Origin of the sequence: Sporosarcina aquimarina (assembly GCF_019748715.1) — a bacterium.
Taxonomy (GTDB): Bacteria; Bacillota; Bacilli; order Bacillales_A; family Planococcaceae; genus Sporosarcina; species Sporosarcina newyorkensis.
The window spans coordinates 42,934-66,682 of the sequence record NZ_JACLBZ010000006.1 but is presented as its reverse complement, the minus strand read 5'-3'; the positions used below and the strand labels follow the sequence as shown (position 1 = coordinate 66,682).

General features: G+C 36.7%; 32 protein-coding genes, 1 pseudogene and 1 riboswitch. Of the genes and pseudogenes, 25 read left to right on the top strand and 8 right to left on the bottom strand.

Annotation, left to right across the window (positions count from 1 at the left end):
- Nucleotides 1–34: 34 nt before the first annotated feature.
- Entirely contained in the window at nt 35–526 is a 492-nt protein-coding gene (locus H7J92_RS02700) for a hypothetical protein (protein WP_221835235.1), read from the bottom strand.
- A 266-nt stretch (nt 527–792) separates the two neighbouring features.
- Here H7J92_RS02700 and H7J92_RS02695 point away from each other — a divergent pair, with 266 nt between their 5' ends.
- From H7J92_RS02695 to H7J92_RS02660, 8 genes are all read left to right on the top strand, one after another.
- A complete protein-coding gene (locus H7J92_RS02695; protein ID WP_221835234.1) occupies nt 793–1,353 on the top strand; it encodes a methyltransferase family protein in 561 nt (186 codons plus the stop codon).
- Nucleotides 1,354–1,444: 91 nt separating this feature from the next.
- Complete coding sequence (locus tag H7J92_RS02690) at nt 1,445–1,738, top strand: hypothetical protein (RefSeq protein WP_009497931.1); 294 nt, start codon at nt 1,445–1,447, stop codon at nt 1,736–1,738.
- Between the two features lie 110 nt (nt 1,739–1,848).
- Entirely contained in the window at nt 1,849–2,301 is a 453-nt protein-coding gene (locus tag H7J92_RS02685; RefSeq protein ID WP_221835276.1) for a GNAT family N-acetyltransferase, read from the top strand.
- A gap of 71 nt (nt 2,302–2,372) precedes the next feature.
- Nucleotides 2,373–2,600, top strand: coding sequence for a hypothetical protein (locus tag H7J92_RS02680; RefSeq protein WP_040759382.1), 228 nt, complete (start codon nt 2,373–2,375; stop codon nt 2,598–2,600).
- 73 nt (nt 2,601–2,673) lie between these two features.
- Nucleotides 2,674–3,198, top strand: coding sequence for a hypothetical protein (locus tag H7J92_RS02675; RefSeq protein WP_078818243.1), 525 nt, complete (start codon nt 2,674–2,676; stop codon nt 3,196–3,198).
- Between the two features lie 55 nt (nt 3,199–3,253).
- Nucleotides 3,254–3,763 (top strand): YfiT family bacillithiol transferase, encoded by a 510-nt coding sequence (locus H7J92_RS02670; protein ID WP_078818175.1) that lies wholly within the window; start codon nt 3,254–3,256, stop codon nt 3,761–3,763.
- A gap of 513 nt (nt 3,764–4,276) precedes the next feature.
- Nucleotides 4,277–5,494 (top strand): MFS transporter, encoded by a 1,218-nt coding sequence (locus H7J92_RS02665; protein WP_040759677.1) that lies wholly within the window; start codon nt 4,277–4,279, stop codon nt 5,492–5,494.
- Between the two features lie 100 nt (nt 5,495–5,594).
- Nucleotides 5,595–5,870: a hypothetical protein gene (locus tag H7J92_RS02660; RefSeq protein WP_009497922.1), complete on the top strand. Its 276-nt coding sequence runs from the start codon at nt 5,595–5,597 to the stop codon at nt 5,868–5,870.
- A gap of 50 nt (nt 5,871–5,920) precedes the next feature.
- Here H7J92_RS02660 and H7J92_RS02655 read toward each other — a convergent pair whose 3' ends face one another.
- A complete protein-coding gene (locus H7J92_RS02655) occupies nt 5,921–6,235 on the bottom strand; it encodes a DMT family transporter (protein ID WP_009497921.1) in 315 nt (104 codons plus the stop codon).
- On the bottom strand, nt 6,235–6,576 hold the full coding sequence (locus tag H7J92_RS02650) for a DMT family transporter (protein ID WP_078818172.1): 342 nt from the start codon (nt 6,574–6,576) through the stop codon (nt 6,235–6,237). Before H7J92_RS02650 ends, H7J92_RS02655 begins: the two co-directional genes overlap by 1 nt.
- 65 nt (nt 6,577–6,641) lie before the next feature.
- Nucleotides 6,642–6,739: riboswitch (guanidine-I (ykkC/yxkD leader) on the bottom strand.
- Nucleotides 6,740–6,913: 174 nt separating this feature from the next.
- Between H7J92_RS02650 and H7J92_RS02645 the strand changes: the two genes are divergently transcribed.
- The gene (locus tag H7J92_RS02645; protein WP_078818171.1) at nt 6,914–7,672 is read left to right on the top strand and encodes a class I SAM-dependent methyltransferase; all 759 of its coding nucleotides are present in this window, start codon (nt 6,914–6,916) and stop codon (nt 7,670–7,672) included.
- Nucleotides 7,673–7,732: 60 nt separating this feature from the next.
- On the opposite strand, the gene H7J92_RS02640 is transcribed toward H7J92_RS02645, so the two are convergent.
- Complete coding sequence (locus tag H7J92_RS02640) at nt 7,733–9,133, bottom strand: vWA domain-containing protein (protein WP_078818170.1); 1,401 nt, start codon at nt 9,131–9,133, stop codon at nt 7,733–7,735.
- 230 nt (nt 9,134–9,363) lie between these two features.
- On the opposite strand from H7J92_RS02640, the gene H7J92_RS02635 reads away from it, so the two are divergent.
- The 11 genes and pseudogenes from H7J92_RS02635 to H7J92_RS02590 all read left to right on the top strand — a co-directional run bounded on the left by H7J92_RS02635 (nt 9,364) and on the right by H7J92_RS02590 (nt 17,989).
- Nucleotides 9,364–9,927, top strand: coding sequence for a DUF6434 domain-containing protein (locus H7J92_RS02635; RefSeq protein WP_078818169.1), 564 nt, complete (start codon nt 9,364–9,366; stop codon nt 9,925–9,927).
- Nucleotides 9,928–10,515: 588 nt separating this feature from the next.
- On the top strand, nt 10,516–10,899 hold the full coding sequence (locus H7J92_RS02630; protein WP_245799518.1) for a hypothetical protein: 384 nt from the start codon (nt 10,516–10,518) through the stop codon (nt 10,897–10,899).
- Nucleotides 10,900–11,194: 295 nt separating this feature from the next.
- Entirely contained in the window at nt 11,195–11,542 is a 348-nt protein-coding gene (locus H7J92_RS02625; protein ID WP_009497916.1) for a hypothetical protein, read from the top strand.
- Nucleotides 11,543–11,662: 120 nt separating this feature from the next.
- Complete coding sequence (locus tag H7J92_RS18010; RefSeq protein ID WP_078818168.1) at nt 11,663–11,857, top strand: DUF6980 family protein; 195 nt, start codon at nt 11,663–11,665, stop codon at nt 11,855–11,857.
- Between the two features lie 126 nt (nt 11,858–11,983).
- On the top strand, nt 11,984–12,505 hold the full coding sequence (locus H7J92_RS02620) for a GrpB family protein (RefSeq protein WP_078818241.1): 522 nt from the start codon (nt 11,984–11,986) through the stop codon (nt 12,503–12,505).
- Between the two features lie 168 nt (nt 12,506–12,673).
- On the top strand, nt 12,674–13,237 hold the full coding sequence (locus H7J92_RS02615; RefSeq protein WP_221835233.1) for a histidine phosphatase family protein: 564 nt from the start codon (nt 12,674–12,676) through the stop codon (nt 13,235–13,237).
- An 88-nt stretch (nt 13,238–13,325) separates the two neighbouring features.
- Nucleotides 13,326–13,652: a YnfA family protein gene (locus H7J92_RS02610; protein WP_009497914.1), complete on the top strand. Its 327-nt coding sequence runs from the start codon at nt 13,326–13,328 to the stop codon at nt 13,650–13,652.
- A gap of 396 nt (nt 13,653–14,048) precedes the next feature.
- Nucleotides 14,049–14,687, top strand: coding sequence for a FusB/FusC family EF-G-binding protein (locus H7J92_RS02605; RefSeq protein ID WP_221835231.1), 639 nt, complete (start codon nt 14,049–14,051; stop codon nt 14,685–14,687).
- Nucleotides 14,688–15,297: 610 nt separating this feature from the next.
- A pseudogene (locus H7J92_RS02600) lies at nt 15,298–16,347 on the top strand (threonine synthase).
- 507 nt (nt 16,348–16,854) lie between these two features.
- The gene (locus tag H7J92_RS02595) at nt 16,855–17,337 is read left to right on the top strand and encodes an RNA polymerase sigma factor (protein ID WP_221835229.1); all 483 of its coding nucleotides are present in this window, start codon (nt 16,855–16,857) and stop codon (nt 17,335–17,337) included.
- Nucleotides 17,338–17,341: 4 nt separating this feature from the next.
- On the top strand, nt 17,342–17,989 hold the full coding sequence (locus tag H7J92_RS02590) for a zf-HC2 domain-containing protein (protein WP_246602429.1): 648 nt from the start codon (nt 17,342–17,344) through the stop codon (nt 17,987–17,989).
- A gap of 123 nt (nt 17,990–18,112) precedes the next feature.
- Here the strand turns inward: H7J92_RS02590 and H7J92_RS02585 are convergent, their stop codons facing one another.
- Nucleotides 18,113–18,421, bottom strand: a complete 309-nt coding sequence (locus tag H7J92_RS02585; protein ID WP_040759373.1) for an FtsX-like permease family protein — start codon at nt 18,419–18,421, stop codon at nt 18,113–18,115.
- A gap of 39 nt (nt 18,422–18,460) precedes the next feature.
- Nucleotides 18,461–18,898: a YaiI/YqxD family protein gene (locus tag H7J92_RS02580; protein ID WP_040759371.1), complete on the bottom strand. Its 438-nt coding sequence runs from the start codon at nt 18,896–18,898 to the stop codon at nt 18,461–18,463.
- An 89-nt stretch (nt 18,899–18,987) separates the two neighbouring features.
- On the opposite strand from H7J92_RS02580, the gene H7J92_RS02575 reads away from it, so the two are divergent.
- From H7J92_RS02575 to H7J92_RS02555, 5 genes are all read left to right on the top strand, one after another.
- Nucleotides 18,988–19,224, top strand: coding sequence for a hypothetical protein (locus H7J92_RS02575; protein WP_040759370.1), 237 nt, complete (start codon nt 18,988–18,990; stop codon nt 19,222–19,224).
- Nucleotides 19,225–19,354: 130 nt separating this feature from the next.
- Nucleotides 19,355–19,510 (top strand): hypothetical protein, encoded by a 156-nt coding sequence (locus H7J92_RS02570; protein ID WP_009497904.1) that lies wholly within the window; start codon nt 19,355–19,357, stop codon nt 19,508–19,510.
- Between the two features lie 44 nt (nt 19,511–19,554).
- Complete coding sequence (locus H7J92_RS02565) at nt 19,555–20,919, top strand: leucyl aminopeptidase family protein (protein ID WP_009497903.1); 1,365 nt, start codon at nt 19,555–19,557, stop codon at nt 20,917–20,919.
- 202 nt (nt 20,920–21,121) lie between these two features.
- Nucleotides 21,122–21,928 (top strand): ATP-binding cassette domain-containing protein, encoded by an 807-nt coding sequence (locus H7J92_RS02560; RefSeq protein ID WP_009497902.1) that lies wholly within the window; start codon nt 21,122–21,124, stop codon nt 21,926–21,928.
- 2 nt (nt 21,929–21,930) lie between these two features.
- The gene (locus tag H7J92_RS02555; RefSeq protein WP_221835226.1) at nt 21,931–22,632 is read left to right on the top strand and encodes an ABC transporter permease; all 702 of its coding nucleotides are present in this window, start codon (nt 21,931–21,933) and stop codon (nt 22,630–22,632) included.
- A 140-nt stretch (nt 22,633–22,772) separates the two neighbouring features.
- Here the strand turns inward: H7J92_RS02555 and H7J92_RS02550 are convergent, their stop codons facing one another.
- Nucleotides 22,773–23,231, bottom strand: a complete 459-nt coding sequence (locus H7J92_RS02550; protein ID WP_009497900.1) for a GNAT family N-acetyltransferase — start codon at nt 23,229–23,231, stop codon at nt 22,773–22,775.
- Between the two features lie 45 nt (nt 23,232–23,276).
- Nucleotides 23,277–23,726 carry a hypothetical protein gene (locus H7J92_RS02545; RefSeq protein ID WP_009497899.1) on the bottom strand — a complete coding sequence of 150 codons (450 nt, stop codon included), beginning with the start codon at nt 23,724–23,726 and terminating at the stop codon, nt 23,277–23,279.
- Nucleotides 23,727–23,749: the final 23 nt, after the last annotated feature.

The window sequence follows — 23,749 nt, the reverse complement described above, 5'->3', positions numbered from 1 at the left end:
TGTTTAGGGCTGAAATCTGAGATGTCGTTGCACATTATTCAGTAATCTTATAAACCAACGTATCGAATAATTCGCCTTCAATATATTGCAGGAATGCCCATTCTCCCGCCTCTGGTATTTGTACATTGGAGGGGGTATGTGCATCCGCTCCATTGTTTTCTCCCGAAAGCCCGATTGTCCAGCCAGATGTTAAAACCTGATGGACCGTTCCCGTTTCTCTATGATAACCGATCACTGTAAATTTTTTATTTACTGGGTTTTCTAATCCCCACAAATGCCACATCCATTTTTGAGTTTGCAGGCTTGGCATATCAATGCCAATGACTCCAGATTTATTTTCATTCCCAATCATGTGATCCGAAAGACGAACTGCTTTATGATCCCAATCGATACTGTCAAAATCCGTTTCTTTTACAAAGTCGGGTATGTCTTCAGGCAGTTTCAATATACTTTCCTCTTTTTGAGAACACCCGGCAACTAGAAGAACTAGAGTCAAGAAAATTAAAAGCTTGTATGTTAAATGCACTAATTTTACCTCCTAACAGAATATTAGTCTTAATAATCTGATTATACTGTAATGGTAAGGGGAATTCACTATAATAACCTAGAAGTATTGGGTGAAATGCTGAAAGTGGAAGAACAGCTCCCGATGCAAGTAGATGAAAGAAATATAAGGGGAATTCGAGTGTACCTATATTAAAACCAGAAATATTGGAAGAGAAATTTATGCCGGTTCAATTTTAAAAAATTGCAGCAAACGATTTATGGTATTAAAATTTGGAGGTGATCTTAATGGGATATTTTGCGATAACCACACTTATCTTAGTTATTATTATGGTTCTTGCCCGCGTTGCGATCTTGCGGAAAAAAGGAATCGAAGCTATGAAGTTTGGGGAGTTGGATAAAAAGGATTATATCGTAATTCCATTTGTTCTATTGTATTTTTATATTATAGTGACATCTGTTCTTGACCTCCCAATACTAGGAAGTTTTTTATTTAACAACAAAATTATAAGTTGGATAGGTATTGCATTTTGTATAATTGGACTTATCCTATTTTTGCTTAGTTTAATTGCTTTTGGCAAAAGCTTTCGTGTAGGAATAGATAAGGATCATCCAGGAGAGCTTATCACATCAGGTGTATTTTCCATCAGCAGAAATCCGATTTATTCGGCATTTTTGTTTATCTTGTCAGGAATATTTTTAGTCATCCCAAATTGGATATTGTTGCTGTATCTAATTGTCGGGTTTTGGTTTATTAATCGTCAGGTTCTCCGTGAAGAAGGTTCTTTGAAAGAAATTTATGGTGATGGATACAATCGATATCGAAAAAAAGTTCGTAGGTATCTTTGAGAAGAGTAACTATACGAGAACGCTAATTGAATAGTTCAGTATGCTCTTCTTTTTTTAGAGAGTCATTTGAATTTATAGGGAGGGTTTTTTTATGTTGGCCTATCTAACCATTTTCTCTGTGTTCGTGTTTACAGTGGTAATGAGTGCTGCTATTGGATTTTTGTTTTACCAAGTAATTTACAAGTTTTTACCCTCCACAGCGATCAAAAATGTGTTAGGAGCGGGGCTAACAGTACTCATCAGCTGTATCATGACAAAGCTGTTATTGTTAGGAGCGTGGTATTTTTACGTGGCTACGAGCGGAGTCGCGTTTATTTTCTATGTTGTATTCATTGTCTTGTCGGGCAATGAATTGTTTAACTTTAGAAATAATCATAAAAATTAATTACTGGAAGTATGCCGCTATTAAGTGCGTTCTGGAACACAGTTTTAGTCAGTCAGAGCATATTGCAGAACAACATATAAGAAATATGAAGGGAATTGGAAGACGTGAAAATGGTTATTAGGAAACTTAATGAAGGCGAAACAACTCCAATGGAATTATTGTTATTGGCTGATCCTTCAAGAAAAATTATTGAAGAGTATGTCACTAGGGGAGAATGTTTTATCGCTGAGATGGAACAGCAGACGATTGGAGCCTATGTATTACTTCCAACAAGACCTGAGACAGTCGAGCTAGTGAATGTTGCGGTTATTGAAAGTCAACAAGGTAGAGGGATTGGCAAACGGTTGGTGTTGGATGCAATAAAGATAGCTAAGACAAAAGGCTACAAAACCATTGAAATAGGAACAGGAAATTCAAGCATTGGGCAACTGGCTCTTTATCAAAAATGCGGGTTTAGAATAATGGGTGTAGATATGGACTTTTTCGTTAGGCATTATTCTGAGAAAATCTTTGAAAATGGTATTCAATGCAGAGATATGGTTCGTTTATCTCAAGATTTATAGGTGAACAAGTTTTCAACAAACAGATGCACTAGTTGAACAAGGAATACATATTTATAGGAGAATTTGGAGTCATGCATGAACTTCTTAAAGAAATATACGCTCCAAGTAAGGCGTATAAAGTTGAAATTAATAAACGTTCACGAGACGGGCTATTAGAGATAGATGTTTATTTGTGGGATAGTGAATGGGACACTTGGATACAAAAATCTACTGGCTTTTCACTCACCGACAACTTAAACAGTGCAACGGTAATTGCCAAGGAAAAACTGAGAGTTTATTCAGGCGAGATCATTGAATAAAAAAGGTAGTTGGAAAGCAATTTTTTTAGCCACAAAAAGCATAAATACTTATGTCGTTAATGGGGGCAGGAATATGAATGAACGAAAAATGCTCTTAAAACAGAAGCTAAGAATCAACAAACAAAAAAGTCTAAGGGTAGAATTAATGAAACTTCTGCCTCCAGATATGTCTGTTGTTATTGAGAAAAGCGAATTAATCACTTCTCCGGAATTAGAAAAAATACTAGAAAAAGTTCATGAAAAATGGAACTTTGATTTGCATAAAAATGATTTTGCGCTTACTTATAGCGATTTCAGAAAGGAATTTAGTTGGGAACAAGAGGTTATGGAGTATGTTCAAGGGTGTGCTATTGCAGAGAAAAAAGTCTATTTATTTTTAGGAGGGATAGATGATAGTCCAATATTTCTGGTTGATGGAAAATGGATAGTAAGGAATTTTAGCGTTTTATGGAACTGTATAAACTATGATGATATATGGATTATTGGTCAAGATTTCAGCTATGGTGTTCTAGTTTCCCGTTATGGAGGATATGTAGAACACGACCCTAACCCAAAAGAAATTATGTATGCAATTACTAAATGGGGTATTAAAAAATAAACTATGTAATAATAAATAGGTAAAAGAAATAACGACTAGGGAGAGGGGAATGAAAATGGATGTGAGATATCCAATTGGGAGATTACAAGTTCCTGAAAATGTGACATTAGAAAATATTCAAGGATGGCTAAAGGAAATCGAAACTTTCACGATTCGATTAAGGGGAACTGTCGCTTCATTAAGTGATGAAGAATTGAGCAGAACCTATCGTGACGGGAGCTGGACAGTTCGTCAACTGGTTCATCACATTGCAGATTCTCAGTTGAATATGTATCAACGTTTGAAGCTGGCTTTAACAGATGAGAATCCAACAGTAACAGCTTTTGACGAAGAAAAATGGGCTGTTCAACCGGATACAAGGCTTCCTGTAGAAAGTTCTATTCAAATGCTAGAAGGTATAAATGAGCGTATCGTATTTTTAGGAAATAATTTAACTGAAGAGCAATTGGATCGTGCGTTTATTCATCAGATAGATGGTAAAATAACAGTTGCTGCAAAAGTGGCAAAGTTAGCATGGCACGAAGAGCACCACTTAGCTCATATAAAAATCGCTTTATCAAACTAATACAATATGTACGAAAGTGGCGTATCGAACTTTGATAAGCCACTTTTTAAAAACAAAAAATAATTCAGCGATTTTTTCAATTAAAGGGCGTCTTTCTGAAGCAAGATACGTGCTTTGACTAAGATACTATAAAAATCATCCTTATTTTAAATATTTTTGAATTGTGGTAATATATATATTAATTAAAAAGCGATGAAGAGAAGAGTATATGTGCTTAAGCATGACAGAGAACTCCGTTAGCTGCGAAGGAGGATGTACAAGTACATGGAACCAAGCCTCAGAGCTGCCATAGGATATTGTCTTCATGATATTGATTATGTGCCGGTTTCTCCCGTTATCGAGATAGAGTATATCCTACATTACACAGTAGGCGTACTTGAAAAGGTTTTTGTGGCAACACAAGAACAAACTGGGGTGGCACCGCGAACTTCTAAATTCAGGGAGTCTCGTCCTCAAGTCTAATGACTTGGGGGTGGGATTCTTTTTTACTGTCTATAAACAATGAATTTAGGAGTGGATAAGATGTTGAAATCTAGTAAGTGGAAAAACCCCTTATTACTGCTGTTAGGTATTGGCGTATCCAATCTGGGTGCCTGGATTTATTTAATTGCTCTGAACCTGATTGTATTAGATATGACAGGTTCCCCATTGGCAGTATCCGTTCTTTATATCCTAATACCCTTTGCTGCTTTGTGTACAAATTTTTGGGCGGGGAGTTTTATTGACAGGTTAAATAAAAGGAATTTAATGATTTTTCTCGACTTAATCAGAGCAGTTTTTATATTCCTACTCCCATTTATGGATTCACTGTTTTTCATCTATCTATTGGTTTTTATCATCAATATTGCGAGTTCTATTTTTGAGCCTGCATCTATGGTTTATATGACGAAGCTTATACCGAAGACAGATCGACAAAGATTTAATGCGCTTAGAAATTTTATTAATTCAAGCGGGTTTATACTAGGACCTTCCATTGCAGGTTTTTTGTTTATTATAGGTTCTCCATATCTTGCTATTCAGCTGAATTCTCTAGCATTATGTATGTCGGCTATAGTAATCTTTTTACTTCCCAATTTAGAATTAAGCGAGGAAACAGTTAGAGCCGAAAAAGTGAGCATTAAAGTAATCAGGAATGATTGGAGAGAAATTCTAAGTTTTAGTAAATCAAACATGCATATTACATTGGTTTATGTTCTCTTTAGTGGAATTACAGTATTTATGACAGCGTTAGATTCATTAGAAGCCGCATTCGCAACAAAAGTTCTCCTGTTATCTGAAAGTTCTTATGGATTTCTGGTAAGTATCGCGGGAATAGGAATTATAATAGGCTCATTAACAAACGCTTTATTCGCTGGTCGTTTAAAAACGAACATCCTTATCGGCGTAGGTGCAATTTTTACACCAATCGGTTATTTGATCTTTGCATACTCACAAGATTTTACTTGGGCAGCTATAGGATTTTTAACATTAACATTCGCAATATCATTTGGGAATACTGGTTTTTTAACATTTTATCAAAATAATGTATCGGTCCATATCATGGGGAGGTTTTCAAGTATCTTTGGCATATTAGAGGCATTATTAATCATTCTATTTACTGCGGCAGTTGGTGTTCTTGCTGAGTCGTATGAGATTCGGTTCATATATAGTATAGGTTCCTTCGCCTTTTTGATTCTAGGAATTATTATGAGTATAGTTGTTTTGGATAAAACAAAAAAGGCTTTTTATTAAGTTGTTCCGTACAGAGTGCGTCTCCAGAATTACAATATCTTATATCAACTTTCTGAATTAAATTACTATTCGGTATAATGAGTGAAGAGGAGGGACTGCTATGAGAAGTTTTAGTGTTTTGTCAACTCTATTTGCAATTATTGGTGTTCTGTTAATTGGTTTCTCATATATTTTTAAGGAATCTTTTGAACTCCTTATGGTCTTAGGGTTTGGTTCGTTAATTGTTGGATCGTTTCTATGCTTTTGGGCAATGGTTAGGGGAGAAAAGGGTGCGGCAAAGTTTTCATCAGTGGTTGCGTTTTTTTTATTAAGTTTCATAATTATTTGGACAGAACCATTTCAAATTATCCGCGTATTAACTTGGATGAAAAATTAGAGTTTTGAAAAAGGAAAGCCTACTTACAAAATAGGCTTTCCAATGATGGTTTATGAAATCAGTTTTAATCCGATTGCTGCACCTAGAACCAGTGCAATGAAAAACATTCTTTTCGAATCTTTTGGTTCACCGTACAGAACCATTCCTAAAATCGCACCGCCCGAAGCCCCAATTCCTGTCCAAATGGCGTAGGCTGTTCCCATAGGTAATGTTTTCATTGCATGAGCAAGGAATAGAAAACTTGCTCCGAATCCCGCCACCAACAAAACAAATGCCTGCCAGTTTCGATCCTTGTGCAACTTATTGATCATGGCAACACCAAACATTTCAAATAAACCTGCAACCACTAAAGAAACCCATGCCATTACAACTCATCTCCTTCTGGAACAGGATTTTTCGTCACTAATTTCAAGCCAATAACCCCACCCAATAAAACCATGACCAAAACAATTTTCGCTATTTTAAACGATTCACCAAAAAATATGATGTCTGCAAATACTGTTCCAGCAGTTCCTAGTCCTACAAAGACGGCGTAGACTGTTCCTACAGGAAGTTTTTCCCCTGCCATAATCATCAGGTAAAAACTAACGACGATACAAACAACCGTCCCTGTCCACTCCCAAAAGTTGTTTGCATGCTTTAATCCAATAACCCAACCAATTTCAAAAAAAGCTGCAATGATTACTTTGATCCAATCTGTATTCATATACAGAACACCTCCTGTTATTTTTTCTGCAAAATAAAAAAACCTGGAAAAAACTGTTGAACAGTTTCTCCCAGGCTTTTATCCTTCCGTGACACAGCATGACTGTGAGTTTTCTCTCGGACCAGACCAACAAAATAGTTGCGGAACCCTAGAAAACATTTTAGTTATTCTATTGTCTAATAGTATACACCCTTTTTGATTAAAAAGATATATTCATTAATCAAGCGCAATTACTAGATCCAACCGCATTAGACTGTTAAGGAATGAGTATCTTAACACATAGATTTATAGTAAACTAAGGGCATGTTAAATCAAATTAGAAAGAAGGGAAAAGTATATGTTGGGTTATTACAATAGGCTTTCTTCAGAAGTATACGATATAGACAAATATATTGGTCTTTCATTTGGGGATGTAGAATTTTATAGCGAAAGATTGTCTTCTTGTAAGGGGAGCATCCTCGAGCCAGGTGTCGGAACGGGACGTATCCTTATACCACTATTAGAAAAAGGTTTAAAAGTTGACGGTTTCGATGTTTCAGAAGAGATGTTAAAAATATGCCGTCATAACTGTGAAAATAGGGGCCTGCACCCGAAATTATTTGAAGGGAAAATGGAGTCATTTTCTTTAGATACAGAATATGAAGCGATTATCGTGCCAACTGGAACCTTTTTGCTTCTATATAAAAGAGAAGACTCAATTAAAGCTCTAAAAAACTTTTTCAATCATCTTTCTAATGGCGGTAAGCTTATACTGGACATATTTTTACAAACCGAAGTAACGACAAACAAAGTTTCGACGAGATCTTGGGAATCTAAGGGTGGCGGGATGATTACATTAGAAAGTAAAATTGTTGAAGTTGACCATATTAATCAATACACTGTGTCTCATAATCGCTATGAAAAGTGGGACAGCGGAACACTTGTACAAACAGAACTAGAGCGATTCCCGCTTCGTTGGTATGGAGTTGAAGAATTTAAAATGATCCTTGAACGGATTGGATTTGAGGATATAATGATCTCAGCAGATTATAAGTATGGACAATATCCAACAGACCGAACTCAAACCATAACATTTGAAGCCATTGTTAAAAAGTAATCTATTAAAAGTGGCTGCCTATTCAGTGAGAGTGAGCCCGTAAAAAAAGAGATTCCTGTATTAGGAATCTCTTGGCACATTTTCATTAAACTTTTCTTCGAGTAATTGTAACGCTTCATCAATCTTCTTTTCGTTGAGTTCTTCTAATTCTCGTTTTAATTTAATATATTCTTCTTCAATCCAGTTGTGGTATTCAGAATTTCTTTTTCTTAAATAGTCGTGGGTTTCCCGCGACATCAAATTTTGATCCTGATATAAATATTGTAGGGCTACTCCAACTTGACTTCCTTCATCTACCCTTTTTTTATACTCACCTGCTTCATAGCCAAAGATATCGAGCGAGTTTTTTATCTTGTCATGATTTATACTCGTTGTTTTTTGATCTTTCCACTTTTTCCAATTTTTCGCTATTTCCTTCATTTGATCTAACTCGTTTTGTAGTCCTTCTGCATTTTGCACGTCTTCGTATGTGCCCTCTGTTGCTCTGGCTACTTCTTTCAACTGTTTTTGACCTTCATTGTCGACATTAAATCCGATGACATTGACAATGGGAGTAATATCAGAGTCATAAAGCTGTTTGGCGGCGGCAACGGGATCGTCATCACAGGTTGAAACCCCGTCACTGACCAAATAAACGATATTGGTGTTTTGATCTCCTTTGAATCCTGCTAAATCTTTCTGAGCTTCGTTGATCGCCAATTGAATTGGCGTCCATCCAGCCGGTTGTGCTTTTTCTAAAGAAGTTTTAAAATTCGCATTGTCGTATTTTCCTATTGGATAGATTAAATCACTGCTTGCACACGAACGGGCTTTGTCAGAAGCATTGCCTGTACCTTCATGTCCATATATTCGCAGCCCCACATTGGCTTCGGCAGGCAGGCCTTCCACAAAATTAGTGATGGCCTTTTTCGCTGCGGCCATTTGCGTTTCTCCGCCAAGATTTTTTCCCATGCTTCCGGAAGCATCAAGTACCACAAGGACATTTAAGTTTTCCTTAAACTGCATCCGGGAATCTTCAATATCCGGGTTGCCAATAGCTTGAAAGCGCATCTTGGCAAGTAACTCTTCAGGACCTTTAAAATCATGTTGGAATACTGCCAAAATTTCATTATAGTAGTGATCAAGCTGTGCCTCTGTAGGTTCACCAGAAATATCAGGTAAGTGTGCAGTTAATTCATCCAATTTCGGATGGTCTTCCTCATGTATTCCAAAAAGCTGGGGACCTGTATAACCAGGTGGTAATTCAGCTAACTCAGCTAATGTTTGCGGAAGTGGGGCAGGCTCAATGTCTTCAGCTATAATTTGCTTTTTAGTCTCATTATCAGTTTCAGATCCTTTTTCTTTCTCAGTTGCCTCTACATCTTTTGGGGCATTGGGTTCGTTTGAGACTGATTTCTTTCCATCACAAGCAGCTAGGATGAAAATCAAAGCAGTCCACAATAAAAAGTGTTTTAGTTTCATTAGGTCTCCTTATCTCAGAAATATAGAATGTATTTTTAATATTGTAGCACTATTTAAATTTGGTTAAAGATTTTCATATATAAATAGGAAAAAGGCATGGTGAAGAATACAAGTTTATAATGTAATAGTAGTTAAAAAGGGGGAGTCTGAATGGGTGGTAATGGCTATCTTTAAGACAGAGAATATATTGGCATTCATTAATTCGGAATTTAAAATCGGAGGTAGGATAATTGAGGCCTGAATTAACAAGGGATTTAGATGTACATAATTTTCGTGATTTTTATTGGCTAAAAGAGGAATTACAATCTTTCTGTAGAGAAAATGGGATAAGTGCTTCAGGTTCTAAAACTGAACTTACAGAGAGAATAGCAATATTTCTCGATACCGGAAAAATTGAAAAGCCAACAAGGAAAAGAAGTTCTTTCTCGACAGAAACAAAATTAGAAGAATTAAATTTAGATACAGTGATTGCAGAAAATCATCGTTGTAGTCAGGTAGTTAGAGGCTTCTTCCAGTCAGTCATCCCGAAGTTTCATTTCTCCACGCATATTCAAAATTATTTTAAGGCCAATGCAGGAAAAACATATCGGGACGTGGTGGAAGCGTGGTACGAGGAAGAAGAAAGAAAAAAAGACCCATCCTATAACAAACAAATAGGCCCGCAATTCGAATACAATCAATTCATCAGAGATTATTTTGCGGATCCTCAAAACAAAAATAAAAAACGAGAAGATGCAATTAAAGCTTGGAATAAAATTAAAGTTCTGCCAGGTAGCAATAAATATAAAGGGTGAATAGCTTTTTATAATTTTACAATATATGCTAATATAGGGTGAGGTTATTCTAGAACTGGAATTAATTTTGAAATAGGAATCAGCATAAACGTTGAACAAATGAACAAGTTTGTCGTAAAAGAGGGGTTTTGTATATGAATAACAGTTTGTATGGGCTATATGCCTTGATATTTGGTGTCGTGTCTTTTTTTACAGGTGAAATTATAACTTTCATAATGCTTGGCTTTATATTGATAGCTCTAGTTAATATTAATACAACGCTAAAAAAGATTTACACAAAAGATAATGAGTAGATGCATTTTAAGATAAATAGTAGAAAGTTATGCTAGAAAGACATTCAAATAAAGGATACGATAATGAAATAAGAATCATCGCTAATGCTAGATAAACGGTTAAAAAATAATAAATCTTAGTAGAAGTTTTACATTTCTTTTCGTTCAAAAAACAAGGTATAAAACTTCCCTAATTTCACTAACAATATTCTTGATAAAAGGAATAATTTTACTTAAAGAGAAGATAACATGGGTTTAAAAAGAGGGGATTTACAATTATGAGAGGGAAGAATTATTAATGCAGAGGGGATGAAACTTGAGAGCTTTAAGGAAAAAAACGCAAAAAGATTGGATTGTCTTCTTTGTTTTGTTCTTATTTATAGTTAGTGGATCAGTATATTATATCTATTTTTTCACACCTAAAAATTCACTTGAATTATATCAAAAACTGCATTTTTCAGATAGTTTTGAGCAGGCACAAAAACTTATATTGGATGGCTATGAAGACTATTTTTCAGAGGAAGATTTCAATTATATTCAAAAGCATTCAGCAGATAGCCTAGGGCAGTTTACTTTATTTGAATATAAGAAAAAAACTTATATAATTATGACTTCGCCAGGAACTGAAAGATTAAAAGTTCTTGCAGTTGAAGCATTACCTGAAGATATGAGGGAGTTTTTCACAGATTTAGCTAGATAGATTTTTAACTATCGGATGCAATAATGGGAGCCGTATGTCTAGAAAAAATCAAGTAGAAGATATAATTATTCACATGCATACAGATAGATAGCGTTTACTTATAATCTTTGATAAATACACACATACAGTCAATAGTTGAGTGCACTAATGGATTTTAGTGTGCTCTTTCTGAAGTTGACCTGATTTCGAATAAGGCTAGAAGACAGTATAGGGCTCGCAAATTAGACGCACATAGTTCAAAATGCCAAAACTTTTAAAGTGAATTACCTATCAAATGATGAGGTGGATTTGATTTATGAAATCGTTTAACAAGTTAATAGAATTGCTCAATGAAATGAAAGATATAGATGTATGGGGAGACAAAAAGGATGGTTTATCCGAGAATGAAAAGGAATATCTAGACCGGATTCCAACTCAAAATCCCTATGGTCTTATTGGATTAATCTTTGGTGGGATAGCATTTGCATTCGGTCCTCAATACGGCTTCATTCCTGTCATTACTCTTATCTTTTGCATAGTAACCCTTTTTACATATGATAAGGAAAGAGAAGACAATCCGTGGCCTTTCTATGTAGGTATAATGCTTTCACTGATCGGCTTAATAATGTTCATTATTGGGGAGGTGCACCAGCTAATACTATAATAACTTCTCTTGAAAGCTTCTCCTTCATAGGGCATGGCATTACAATCTCTATCCGTTATAGCAGCGAATAATTGCGTCCATCTCGTACAAATGGAACGCTAAATTTAGGAGGAGAAATATATGAAAAAACACTGTTGTGAAGATATGGAATACCACGCAAATTTCAAATGTGATGTGCATAGCGATCCATTTGAATGTCCTGATAAAATAATAATTTTTTATGCTAAAGACATCGAATACGGGTTGGTAATCCATGATGGTGGCTCTTCAAGTGTAAGAATTGAATTCTGTCCGTGGTGTAGTTCGAAATTATAATTTACTATCCTTCTTATGAAGTTCGACAGTTGAATCAGTATTTTCCAAAAACGAGCCAAGCAGCTGAATAAAAATGAGTGCAAACAAGGGAATTGAAGGAGGTAAGATATCGTGGTGAACCGTGCTATGAATATTGTTGTAACAAACTATGATGAAAACTGGGTTAAACTGTTCAAAATGGAAGCGGAAAAGATTAAGGAGATATTAAAAGAAGAGATTATTGAGATTCACCACATTGGAAGCACGGCGGTTCCGGGTTTAAAGTCCAAGCCTATCATTGATATTATGCCAATAGTCAAAGATATTGAGAATATCAATAAATATAACGAAAAAATGTTTGAAATAGGTTACGAGGCGCTTGGAGAATTGGGTATGAAAGGAAGAAGGTATTTTAGAAAAGGCGGAGAAAACAGGACACATCAACTACATATATTACAAGCCGATAATTTTACTCAGATTGAGCGACATCTTGCAGTACGCGATTATCTTAATTCACATAAAGGAACGGCGGAAGAATATGGGGATATAAAGGAGCGACTTGCCCGACAGTTCCCAAAAGATATTGAAGGATACAGTGACGGTAAAAATAACTTCGTACAGAACTTGGAACGAATGGCGCTAGAATGGAAGAGAAAAAGTAAAAGGTGAATTGTAATTGTTATCTTTTGGAATCGGACCAAATTATGAAATATCAAATGGTACTTACAAAATAGGTTTTAACAAACGATCGTAATTCCAGATTATGGACCTCCGCCTATTCAGTAAAATGGCCATTTAGTGGTATATTATCATAAAATGAATAGCAGGAGAGTTACTATGGAAATCTCATTAATTAGGCATGGTAGATCTACGTGTACTGATAGTAATCGAATGAAATGTAAAGAGTTTAAGATTTGGGTTGGAAAGTATGATAATCAAGGGGTTTTTGAAGAAAACTTTTATCCGGAAGATACGCTTGATAGAATGGCATCGGCAAATATTGTTTTTTCAAGTGATTTAGAAAGGTCTATAGAATCAGCAAGATTGTTAAAACCCAATTTATTAGCTGTATCAGACCCCTTGTTTCGTGAAACAGAATTGCCCAATCCATCAGTGGGGAGTATCAAACTAAGTCCGAGTACTTGGAGCCTGATTTTAAGGTGTTTATGGTTTTTGGGCTATTCAAGAGATTGTGAGTCCTTGAAAGAAGCAAAAGATCGAGCTGAAAAGGCATCAGAATTATTAGCAGTATACGCTGAAATACATACATCGATAGTATTGGTAGGTCATGGTTTTTTTAACATGCTGATCGCAAAAGAGCTTCAGAAAATGGGGTGGGAAGGTAAGAAAAGGTCAAGTTCAAAGCACTGGAATTGTACCACATACACTTTATTAAATTGACACGTGTGATGGTTTAATAAACAATCGCATGCATGTCGCATAAACGTGCTATATTGTTTGCAGAAATTCAAGAGATGAGGTTTTAAAGATGTTTAAGGTCGTTATTATTTTCCTTTTAGCTGGCTTAGCTGAAATCGGTGGAGGTTATTTAATATGGCAATGGTTGCGAGAGGATAAATCTGCTGTTTTAGGGCTATTCGGAGGGATAGCATTAGTTTTATACGGTGTGGTAGTTACATTCCAGACATTCCCATCCTTTGGTAGGGTGTATGCAGCATATGGAGGCGTCTTTGTCTTTCTATCCGTATTATGGGGGTGGGGAATTGATAAAAAAACACCTGATATATATGATTTTATAGGGGCAGGTATCTGCTTGGTTGGTGTTTCAGTGATATTGTTCGCACCACGTCAATGACACAAAATAATCTGTTCCAACTCAAGTATAGGGAACTTTAATTATTGAGGGGAAAAAGCCGTTAACAATAGGTTATTTGTGTAGTACTAGTCTATTGTTTGTTTTATATACATGCAATTCGTTTACAAAAAATATTGTCTCGAAAGACAGAAAGTTGTATGATAAACGACGTAGCGCCTATTAGAAAGAGGGCGATATTTCGGGAGGTGATGTGAAGATGGCAACTCAAATGGCATTGCCAGCTTCTAAAAAGACTCATGCAAAGCCAGATGATCAAAAGGCGATTCTTTGCATGGGGCGAATGGTTATCTAATCGCTTGAATGTAGTTTCTCCATTTCCGATTTAAAGGCTTTGCACTTTGTTTGATCATCATAAAAACAGAGGAGCTGACAGAAATGAAGAACGAACAATTTATAAGAAACGATCAGTTTAATTTTATAAAACGACAGGTATTACAACTAGTGAATGGTCACGCAACAGTGAATGATCAACAAGTCATTGGCGCGATAGAATCACTGTCAATCGAAAAAACAGTAGATTTGTTTGCGGGGGTAACAGCCGCACAAAGGAACCTACTTAACCAAATAGTAAATGTTGTAGATAAGGAAACAGCCGAACAATATCTAGTAGAAATAGAAGCTTACATCATTCCGTTCAAGGAGCTTTCAGAGCAGAAGTTGCAAAAGCTTTTCCCAAAAGTGAAAAAAATGAAGTTGCCGAAAGAAAGTCTGAACTATAATAGAATGTCTTTTTTTAGTTATGACGATTTTGGAACGAAAAAAAGATATATGGTCGTTCCTACTCGGAAGGGCATGATTGGGTTAACCGGTACATTTGATGAAACGAAAACTAAGCAAATTTGTGCAATATGTAACCGACTGACTCCTGTTTGTATGTTTATGACAAAAACAAAAGGCAATATTGCTGGAACCTATACTACAAAAGGGAATTATATCTGTCGAGATACTGACGATTGCAATCACCATTTGCTTTCTTTGGAAAAAGTATATGATTTTGTTGATAACGTAAAATAAAACAATAGTGGAAAATCGTGTCACTTGCGACCCGGCGCGTCAAGTTAAAATACCAATTTTTTTATTGATCATTTAACGTCTAATTTCTTAGAAAATGAATTTGTAACTGAAAATAAGTTTTGAGTTGGAAGGATAGGGTATATTATTGGTAAGTCCATTAGCCAAAGGCACGACCAATAATACTCATTTTACCCCCTAAAAATGTCTGCTTATTGGTTAGGCGAGCCACTCAATGAGGCCGGTTGCTTTCATGGTCATCGGGACAATGGAATATGTGTTTTTTCTAGCTATTGAAGGGTGTTTTGTCAGTCCGTGTCATTACGGGCTCGCCAAAGCACCCATATTTTTTTGCCCACTTCCTTCAGCGTGATCTGCTCTCTTAATTAGGAGAATGAGCACCACATATAAATCCTACTCTCAACTTTCAATTCAGGTCTATCTTCAAGCCTTTGTTCCACGACTTTAAAAAATTCTAGGTCTGCGGGACAAGTTTTTATGGATACACATTCATGCTTATTCCATTGAGAGGGCTGCTTCATTTCCTTCTACATCTTTGTATCAAAATTGAATATGAAGCAATAGGGAATATCGAATAATGGAGACGATGAAAATGACTAATTATATTTGTTCAGTATGTAATGAAACTTATCCGATTTAAGAAACTCGCTGGAAATGTGAATGTGGCGAACTGCTGAACCTGTTAAAATCCGAAGTAGGTTCAATAAAAGATCCATGGACAAGCCATCCATCGATTTGGCGATATGCGTCTTCAGTGAACGCTGGAGAAGATTTGGCAGGATGGTCATCTGTTACTCTAGGTGAAGGTCAAACGCCTTTACTTGTATTAGATGAAGCAGAGTCAAGTACTTTTGTGAAAAAAGAATTTATGATGCCGACACTTTCATTTAAAGATCGTGGCGCTGCAGTATTAGTAACTCTGGCAAAACAACTAGGCGTGAAAAAAATGATTGCAGACAGTAGTGGGAATGCAGGAACAGCAATTGCTGCTTATGGTGCAAGAGCCGGAATTGAATGTGATGTTTATGTGAGTGCCGATACTTCACCCAAAAAACTTGCGCAAATTAAGGCACATGGAGCAAAGGTTAAAGCTATTAAAAGGATAAGAGAAGATGTGGCTGTTGCGGCCCAATTAGCTGTTGAAGAAGAACAAGTTTTTTATGCCAGGCATGTCTATAATCCATATTTTTACGAAGGAACGAAAACATATGCATTTGAGATTTTTAAGCAGTTAAAAAAAGCACCCGATACAGTGATTGTTCCAGTAGGCAACTGAACATTAGTATTAGGTGTATATTATGGTTTCAAGGAACTTTTAGAGGCGGGAAAAATTGAACGTATGCCAAAGATTGTAGCCATTCAAGCTGAAAATTGCGCACCACTGGCTAAAGCGTTTGAAAAACAAGAGTTAATTGCAAAGCCCGTTCGTATTGAAGGAACTTTAGCAGAGGGGATTGCCATTGCAGTGCCAGCAAGGTCGAAGCAAATATTAGAAGCAATCCGAGAAACTGAAGGCACATTTATTACATTTGGCGAAGAAGCAATAGCTGAATCTCGTAAAAAACTTGCAGCGAAAGGATTCTATGTAGAAATCACTTCAGCTATTAATTATGCAGGGTACTTAAAGTATTCGAAATCTTAAGATGAGGTAATTATAATCCCTTTATGTGGAGCTGGCATTAAGTCGAATTAGAATTAAAGGATGCTTCCATAAAAATCCAACCTTAGTTCAAAGCCCTATATTGTTAGCGAGGAATTAGCTTATAAACTTTCATAAACACGCAAAAAACACAAGTGGAGGATTGAAACCACTTGTGTTTTTTTGAATGTGCAAAGTAGACCTTATCCTATTCGGTCTCCTAAGTAATTAGTTCTTTTATTCAATAAGTCTTGTGATCGATCCTTTCGTATAGTTAAATAAATGCATATCTGCGTCTTTTTAAAAGATGTTTATTTTTTTATGCAAAGTTTTGAATGGAAAATTTAAAAATGTTGTAACGAAACCTGAAATTTTTGGATATATAAGTGATTAGCCATTTGAGATGTTGATTTACTATAAAGAAATGGTAAATTAGATCAACAAAATACCTTTCATTGAGATAGGTTACTCGAATTCGAATCATTCCAAGTTGGACGAGGGAGGTAGGCAGTGGATAAAGATACTATATATCTAGAATATGGAGATTTTATTTTCAAGTATTTGTTCACTTTAACGAATGACTTTCATTCAGCAGAAGAATTAACACAAGAAACATTTTATCAAGCAGTAAAGTCCATTAATAACTATCATAGCAATGGTAAAGCAAAATTCTCTACATGGCTTTGTTCGATTGCTAAAAACGTTTGGTTACAAGAAACCAATCGCAATAATAAAAAACAGCAGCTGGTAACATCACTAAGTCTTGAAGAAACAAAATTTTACGATCTGGAGGAAGAGTATATACGACATGAAGATGTAATGGAATTCTTTAAAAAAGCACGGCGGCTTAGTGAGGAAAAAAGAGAAATACTATATCTTCGATTGTTGGGTGACTTATCTTTTAAAGAGATAGGAACCGTATTTGAAAGAACAGAAAACTGGGCAAGAGTAACATTTTACCGAGCAAAATTAGAATTAAGGAAGGGTGAATAAAGCAATGGAACATAATGTTTTTAAGGATTTAGCCTCTGCTTATATCGAAGGGCTAACTAGTGAGAAGACCAACAATCAAATGAATAAACACATGGCGCAATGTGAAGAATGCAGAAGTTATCTAAACGAGATGAAAGAAGAGTTTTTCCGAAAAGATGAAAATGAGCGAACAAAGGAAAAAAGAAATATTGATTACTTCAAAAAAGTACGCACCAACAACAGAAAAAAGGTTTTGGTTATTGTCTCATCATTAGTATCCGTTTTTCTTCTATTGATTGCGATTTATTATTTTGCGTTTGTAGACATGCGATTAGCAAATGCCGACAACGTGGAGGCAAACATTCATAGCCAAGATATGACTACTACACTTACCTTCAAACCATCTAAAGAAAACCGCTATCTTTTAACGATGGAAAATTCGGATGAAGGATATATAAATTCTATATTTGTCTATGAAATGAGAGACGATTTTTCTCCTTCGGCAAAACTTTTGAAAGAAGGGATTAGTGTTCGATATACTTTTGTAGATAACAATACACTTTTGCTTGATGATGGAAAACAACTAAAAATAAAAGATGAAGATAAAGTAACCATACATTATAAAGATAGAACTGAGGAAATACTTCTAAAAGATCTATACGTAATCGAATGATAAAAAACAGAGAATCAAAGTTTAGGAACAAACCTGCGAGATGGTTTATGAAAATAAGTATTCTCTTCAAGAAAAGAATCCCTTTTGAAAAAATCAAAAGGGATCTTTTTTATCCGATGCTTTTTAATCATTGAACAATTTGCCGTCAGTGATTCTGTTAACCGCTTTGTGCAATAAGGGTTGAACGAACGCAAACGTAACAATAATGATCAATATGAATACAGCATATTGAAGAAAGGGACTTGCAAAGCTCTTTGCAATCCAGTTCCCAATATAATAAATACAAACGGTCCCAATTAATACGGCAACTAGGTATGCAACAACTGAAAGGAAGACTTGTTTAACGGATAAACCTAAAATGATTTGTCTTTTTTTAAAAAGAAGCCGCAGTGCAATGAATAGACAAAAAAGCATGATCAATAATTTTAACACTTCTTCAACACCTGCCTGTATCCATAGAATTTACTCCTTCTATAACGAGCTGCACAATTTCCGCAAGCTGGACACAAATCCTTCCGTCTGCTCAGCCGTCCGTTTTCTCGGACCCCGCAATCTTCCTCCAGCACGTCTGATTTTCTGCGCTTGGTGTCGCGCGGCAAGCAATTGGTCGATGTTTTCGTTTGTATACAGTCTGCCATTTTGATCGATTGGCAAACCTTGTTTCGCCAACGCCATTGCAGCCAATCCATAATCCTGAGTGATGACAATATCGCCTTTTTTGATTCGGTTCACCAATACAAAGTCCACGGCATCTGCGCCTTTTGAAACGGTAATTGTCTCCGCGCCTTCTCGATGCATTTCATGGGCCGTGTCGCAAATCAACACGCAAGGCAACTTGAATTCATTGGCAAGCGCAATGGTTTCTTGAATGACTGGGCAGCCGTCCGCATCCACTAAAATAGTTGTCAAAATGTCGAACTCCTTCCGCTTCACTTAGTAGGTTTAGTATAACAAATTTGGGGAAAGATAAGGGAAAACAGGAGACTGAGGTGACATGTATGGCTGATTTACCGAAGGGCGAAAGATCTACCGTGGAACAGCGCGAGCAATATGGACGTGAAATTGATGCGCGTAATGCTGCATTGGAAAATGTTGAAGTACCTCCGGAAACGAGAGCACTGGCAGATCACGAAATTCCGCCACCGCTGTCAGAAGAGGAAATTCGTGCAAAAGTTGGGGAGCAAAACTACCAAAATTCCAACGATGACATTGCACCGACAGCTATTAATAGCTAACAGAATAGCAGTTTGGATTGAAAGGAGCATCTTGAATGTTCCTTTTTTGTTTGGCAAACTGTCCATGAAACCAACGTATCACTCAAACCGTATACAATGGTATAACAAACTAATAATGGAGTGATAGTAAATGAATGAAGGATATTTTGTCGGGTGGGGGACGCTCGCACTCATTAATGCGGTACTCGCGCAAGGAAAGAATCGAAGCGGCTTCAATTGGTTCTTGCTGTCTTTACTGCTCGGTCCCATTGCAACGCTAAGCTTAGCGCTCTTCGATAAAAAATGATAAACTATTTAGAGAAGCGAAATAATGAGGGGAGCTACTAATACATGCAAATTAACGCAGAAATTTTATTCGCAAATGATGGACAGTTAACGAAAAATCAACTGGTGAAACAATTCGTAAACAATCAATCTGGAGGACATTCTTCATTTGTTCTCGAAGGAAAACAAGTCGTTGCCTTAAAAGACAAGCAATGGAAATCACTCGACGATATCCGCAACATTGCGGGTGAAGTATCCCGAGACTTATCTGCGCAAAAAGTGCAAACAGCAACGATCAGCGCAGAGCAATTAGAACAAAAATGGTTGTCTGCTGACGAAGCGGTAACGGCATTTGTGGAGGGCTGGCATCTCGGAGCGTATCACTTCGATCGCTACCAATCAAAGAAAGCGAATCCTATTACAGTGTTAGAAATAAAAGATGCGGACCAAGCGGCAGTGAAAGCAGGAGTAGTCCGTGCAGAAGCGATGAAGTTTTCCCGCGATCTGATGAATGAATTATCTGATGTTCTCAACCCGCAAACGTATCCGAAAGTGCTGAAAGACTATTTTAAAGGTACAAAGGTAAAAGTGGATGTACTCGGCAAGAAAGAAATCGAGGAGCGCCAAATGAATGGAGTCCTTACAGTTTGCCGTGGTAGTAAGTATGAGCCTTCATTTGTTGAAATGACTCTACAAACCGATGCTTCAAAACCACTTGTTGCGCTTGTTGGAAAAGGTGTAACATACGATTCTGGCGGCATCAGCTTAAAAGGTGGACGAGACGATAGTGATATGCGAATGGACATGGGTGGATCGGCAGCAGTATGCGGTGCGATGTCACTTCTTGCGTATTCTGATGCGAAAGTAAATGTCGTTGCGTTGATTCCGATGGTGGAGAACACACCTGGACCGGAAGCGGTAATGCCTGGTGAAGTCATTCAATATAAGAACGGCATAAGCGTACAAGTCGGCAATACGGATGCGGAAGGTCGCTTGATTCTGGCGGATGGCTTGATTCGTGCAGAAGAATTAGGCGCAGAGTATACAGTCGATATTGCGACATTGACAGGGGCCGTAGTCAGCGCACTCGGTACGGAAGTCGGCGGTGTCTTTGGTGATGAGGAATTAGCCTTTAAAATGAAGAAAATTGGCGATCAAAACGGTGATTTCATCTGGCCGCTTCCTTTAGTTGATGTCTATGAAGAATCATTGGATAGCGCATACGCGGATTGTAATAATATCAGCTCGATGTCTGAAGCGGGTGCAATCACAGCGGGTCTCTTCTTGCGTAAATTTGCACCGAAGAAGAACTGGTTGCATGTGGATATGGCGGGCGTCATGGATAAGCAGAAGACGAAAGGCTATTATACGAAGTCGGCAACGGGATATGGTGCACGATTGCTTGCGGATTACACTACATCATTGAAATAATAACAGTGATCCAATTTTTACTAATCTGTTACAAATACAAGAAAGCATTGCATTATGCATTGCTTTTTTGTATCTGTTTTGATCTATTGGAATTAATCTTATAGTAAACGTATGAACAACGCGAATTTCTATTAATCAAGTACAGTGAGTTTAATGGTTTATTCTCATTAGTATGTAACATTCGGAAAGGAAGTGTGCATGAGTGTCGGTTGTTTTGGAAGCGCGTAATGTTAGTAAGGATTTTGATGGGAATCGTTTGTTTGAGAATATATCCTTTACTTGTAAAAAGAAATCAGTGTTGTTTGTTCAGGGGAGCAATGGTTCAGGTAAGAGTACATTGTTAAAAGTTTTAGCAGGCATTTACGAACCAACAGATGGTAAAGTGATTAGGAATACGAACAAAATTGGATATGTACCAGAACACTTTCCCGAAGGCATTCGTTTTAAAGTGAAAGAATACTTGTCTCTTACAGCTTCCTTTCATGCAGCTGAAGAGGGGAAAGAACAGCTGATTGCAAACTATGTTGATTTATTTGATTTAAGTCCTTTTTTATCTATGCCCCTTGAGGCTTGTTCAAAAGGTACGAAACAGAAAGTGGGGATTATTCAAGCATTGCTCATGCGCCCTGAAATCCTTCTTTTAGATGAGCCGCTAACTGGATTGGATCTGAAATCACAACAAACATTGATCTCTGTATTGCAAGAGATTCGAGGGCAAATGCCAATCCTATTTACAGCACATGACGAGGGATTAGTTTCACAAATGGCAACAGATATTTTACATATTAGTTCCGGAAAAATGACTTCCTATCAGCCACACTTTAAAAAGGAAAAGTGGATCCGCGTACAGTTTATTGATGAAAAGGACTTAGGTTTTATACCGCCTAACCGAATACAATTTGACGGCAATACAGCACTAATTACTGTGGATCAAGAAAAAAGTGATGAACTATTACTGAAGTTGCTCCAAACGAACTGCTCCATACTGGAAGTGAAGGAGAAAGCATGATAATGCCAGGTTACATTAAATATCAACTGATAAGTTATATCCGCTCGTTGACATTCATTCCACCAATCACCTTATTCGGAGCATGGATTATCATTTTTTATACATACAGCGGTGTTCCAATTTTGAGCAGTTATGCAGTTACATGTATTTCATTATATTTAATTATGACGTGGGTGGCGATGTCTGTATTTTCATTAGAGGAAAATGGAGAAAAAGATTTGTTGATTGTTCAACTGAAAAGCAAACGTTTGTACTTATATGGTAAATGGTTCGTCTGCTTCCTCTTTGCGTTTGTGATGGGTATGAGTGCAATAGTGTATCCATTAACCTTTTCTATATTTAAGGAAGACATTCAAATGCTTCAATTGGGTGTTGTCATTTACGGACATTTGGTGTCAGCAATATTCGGTATATTGCTCGGATCCTTTTTCTCTATTATAAAGAAGGATTCAAAACGGTTTGCATGGCTCTCATCCATGTTCGTCATTGCCGTGTCATTGGCGGGGGAAGGAATTGCGGAGAAGCTGTCTATATTTAAATGGATTCTTTTACCGTTTCCTCCCATAACCCAAGTCATTATCCATTTTACAGATGATGCATTGTATGGCATTGCAATGGATTTTTGGATGGATGCGATGTGGATAGTGGTTTATATCATACTGGCATTCATATTGACGATAAGATTGTTTATAAAAAAGGAATAAGTCGCCTGATTGGGTGCTTAATTATTGACCGATCATTCAGCATCTAAACTAAAAAACACCGCTAATTCTCAAAAAATTAGCGGCATCTTCATTTCATCAATCTTTTATTGGGCTATGCAACCAGTTCTCTAGGTATATGCTCAGTGAAGAATCTTAATAAAAGAAGTTAAGGAAAGTTGTTCTGTTATTCTAGTTTCACCTGTTTTTGAGAATCCGTTTATTTCATAGAAACGTACTGCGGGCGTGTTTTTGGTTCCTGTTGATACGATAATTTTATCAATTTCTTTCTCACTGCCTTCAACGAATGCCAATAACATATTGGCAATGCCTTTTCTGAAGTGCTTTGGGTGCACCATTAATCGGTGTATATCTAGGACATTCTTTTCTACCTTAATGGAAATTACCCCACTTAACTCCCCGTCCTGTTCATAATGACCATAAAAAATTTCATCGCACTGTTGTAATGTTTTGATGGTATCTTTCAATGGAGGTATCTCGTAGAAGTCAATTAACTCTGCCTCTACATTATAAGAAAGCAGTTGAAGTTTTAATAGTTCTTCAGCAATTGTTTCATTCTTTATATCAATTTTTTTTATCATGATCTTTCTCTCTTTCCGCTTTGCTGAAAATTTGTCGTTTCGTTTTCATTCGATAATAATATTTCCTACATATTGAGCGTTACCCTTATCAGAAATCAGCTGTACCTCGAGCACATATTTGCCTTTTTCTTTTGGAAAATAAAAGCTTCGGTCGTCATGTAATTCCAATTCTATCTGCTTATCATTTTCCCACACTGCTACGCTTAGCTCTTCGACAGCAAAATCCTGACTATCAAATTCTATATCCACTTTCTGCTTAGAACTGAAATGCAAAGGTTCTTGGCTTTTTGCAAAAGCTACATAGTCTTCCGTTACTTTTTTGTATACCTTATCAGAATTCCAATCAATATTCGTCTCAATTAATTTGACACTTTCTAAGGTGTTAGGATCTGATAAAAGAACAGTGGGTGGAGTAAAATCATACTCCTCACCGAAACAACCAGTTAGCGTAAACACGGACATGAATCCAATAAGTAATTTGACGAACGTTTTCATAACTCACCTTTTCAATTTAAATC

Coding starts and splice junctions, on each gene's coding strand:
- H7J92_RS02695 (WP_221835234.1), top strand. CDS start 793: ATGGGATATTTTGCGATAACCACACTTATCTTAGTTATTATTATGGTT.
- H7J92_RS02690 (WP_009497931.1), top strand. CDS start 1,445: ATGTTGGCCTATCTAACCATTTTCTCTGTGTTCGTGTTTACAGTGGTA.
- H7J92_RS02685 (WP_221835276.1), top strand. CDS start 1,849: ATGGTTATTAGGAAACTTAATGAAGGCGAAACAACTCCAATGGAATTA.
- H7J92_RS02680 (WP_040759382.1), top strand. CDS start 2,373: ATGCATGAACTTCTTAAAGAAATATACGCTCCAAGTAAGGCGTATAAA.
- H7J92_RS02675 (WP_078818243.1), top strand. CDS start 2,674: ATGAATGAACGAAAAATGCTCTTAAAACAGAAGCTAAGAATCAACAAA.
- H7J92_RS02670 (WP_078818175.1), top strand. CDS start 3,254: ATGGATGTGAGATATCCAATTGGGAGATTACAAGTTCCTGAAAATGTG.
- H7J92_RS02660 (WP_009497922.1), top strand. CDS start 5,595: ATGAGAAGTTTTAGTGTTTTGTCAACTCTATTTGCAATTATTGGTGTT.
- H7J92_RS02655 (WP_009497921.1), bottom strand. CDS start 6,235: ATGGCATGGGTTTCTTTAGTGGTTGCAGGTTTATTTGAAATGTTTGGT.
- H7J92_RS02650 (WP_078818172.1), bottom strand. CDS start 6,576: ATGAATACAGATTGGATCAAAGTAATCATTGCAGCTTTTTTTGAAATT.
- H7J92_RS02645 (WP_078818171.1), top strand. CDS start 6,914: ATGTTGGGTTATTACAATAGGCTTTCTTCAGAAGTATACGATATAGAC.
- H7J92_RS02640 (WP_078818170.1), bottom strand. CDS start 9,133: ATGAAACTAAAACACTTTTTATTGTGGACTGCTTTGATTTTCATCCTA.
- H7J92_RS02625 (WP_009497916.1), top strand. CDS start 11,195: ATGAAATCGTTTAACAAGTTAATAGAATTGCTCAATGAAATGAAAGAT.
- H7J92_RS18010 (WP_078818168.1), top strand. CDS start 11,663: ATGAAAAAACACTGTTGTGAAGATATGGAATACCACGCAAATTTCAAA.
- H7J92_RS02620 (WP_078818241.1), top strand. CDS start 11,984: ATGAATATTGTTGTAACAAACTATGATGAAAACTGGGTTAAACTGTTC.
- H7J92_RS02615 (WP_221835233.1), top strand. CDS start 12,674: ATGGAAATCTCATTAATTAGGCATGGTAGATCTACGTGTACTGATAGT.
- H7J92_RS02610 (WP_009497914.1), top strand. CDS start 13,326: ATGTTTAAGGTCGTTATTATTTTCCTTTTAGCTGGCTTAGCTGAAATC.
- H7J92_RS02605 (WP_221835231.1), top strand. CDS start 14,049: ATGAAGAACGAACAATTTATAAGAAACGATCAGTTTAATTTTATAAAA.
- H7J92_RS02590 (WP_246602429.1), top strand. CDS start 17,342: ATGGAACATAATGTTTTTAAGGATTTAGCCTCTGCTTATATCGAAGGG.
- H7J92_RS02575 (WP_040759370.1), top strand. CDS start 18,988: ATGGCTGATTTACCGAAGGGCGAAAGATCTACCGTGGAACAGCGCGAG.
- H7J92_RS02570 (WP_009497904.1), top strand. CDS start 19,355: ATGAATGAAGGATATTTTGTCGGGTGGGGGACGCTCGCACTCATTAAT.
- H7J92_RS02565 (WP_009497903.1), top strand. CDS start 19,555: ATGCAAATTAACGCAGAAATTTTATTCGCAAATGATGGACAGTTAACG.
- H7J92_RS02555 (WP_221835226.1), top strand. CDS start 21,931: ATGCCAGGTTACATTAAATATCAACTGATAAGTTATATCCGCTCGTTG.
- H7J92_RS02550 (WP_009497900.1), bottom strand. CDS start 23,231: ATGATAAAAAAAATTGATATAAAGAATGAAACAATTGCTGAAGAACTA.
- H7J92_RS02545 (WP_009497899.1), bottom strand. CDS start 23,726: ATGAAAACGTTCGTCAAATTACTTATTGGATTCATGTCCGTGTTTACG.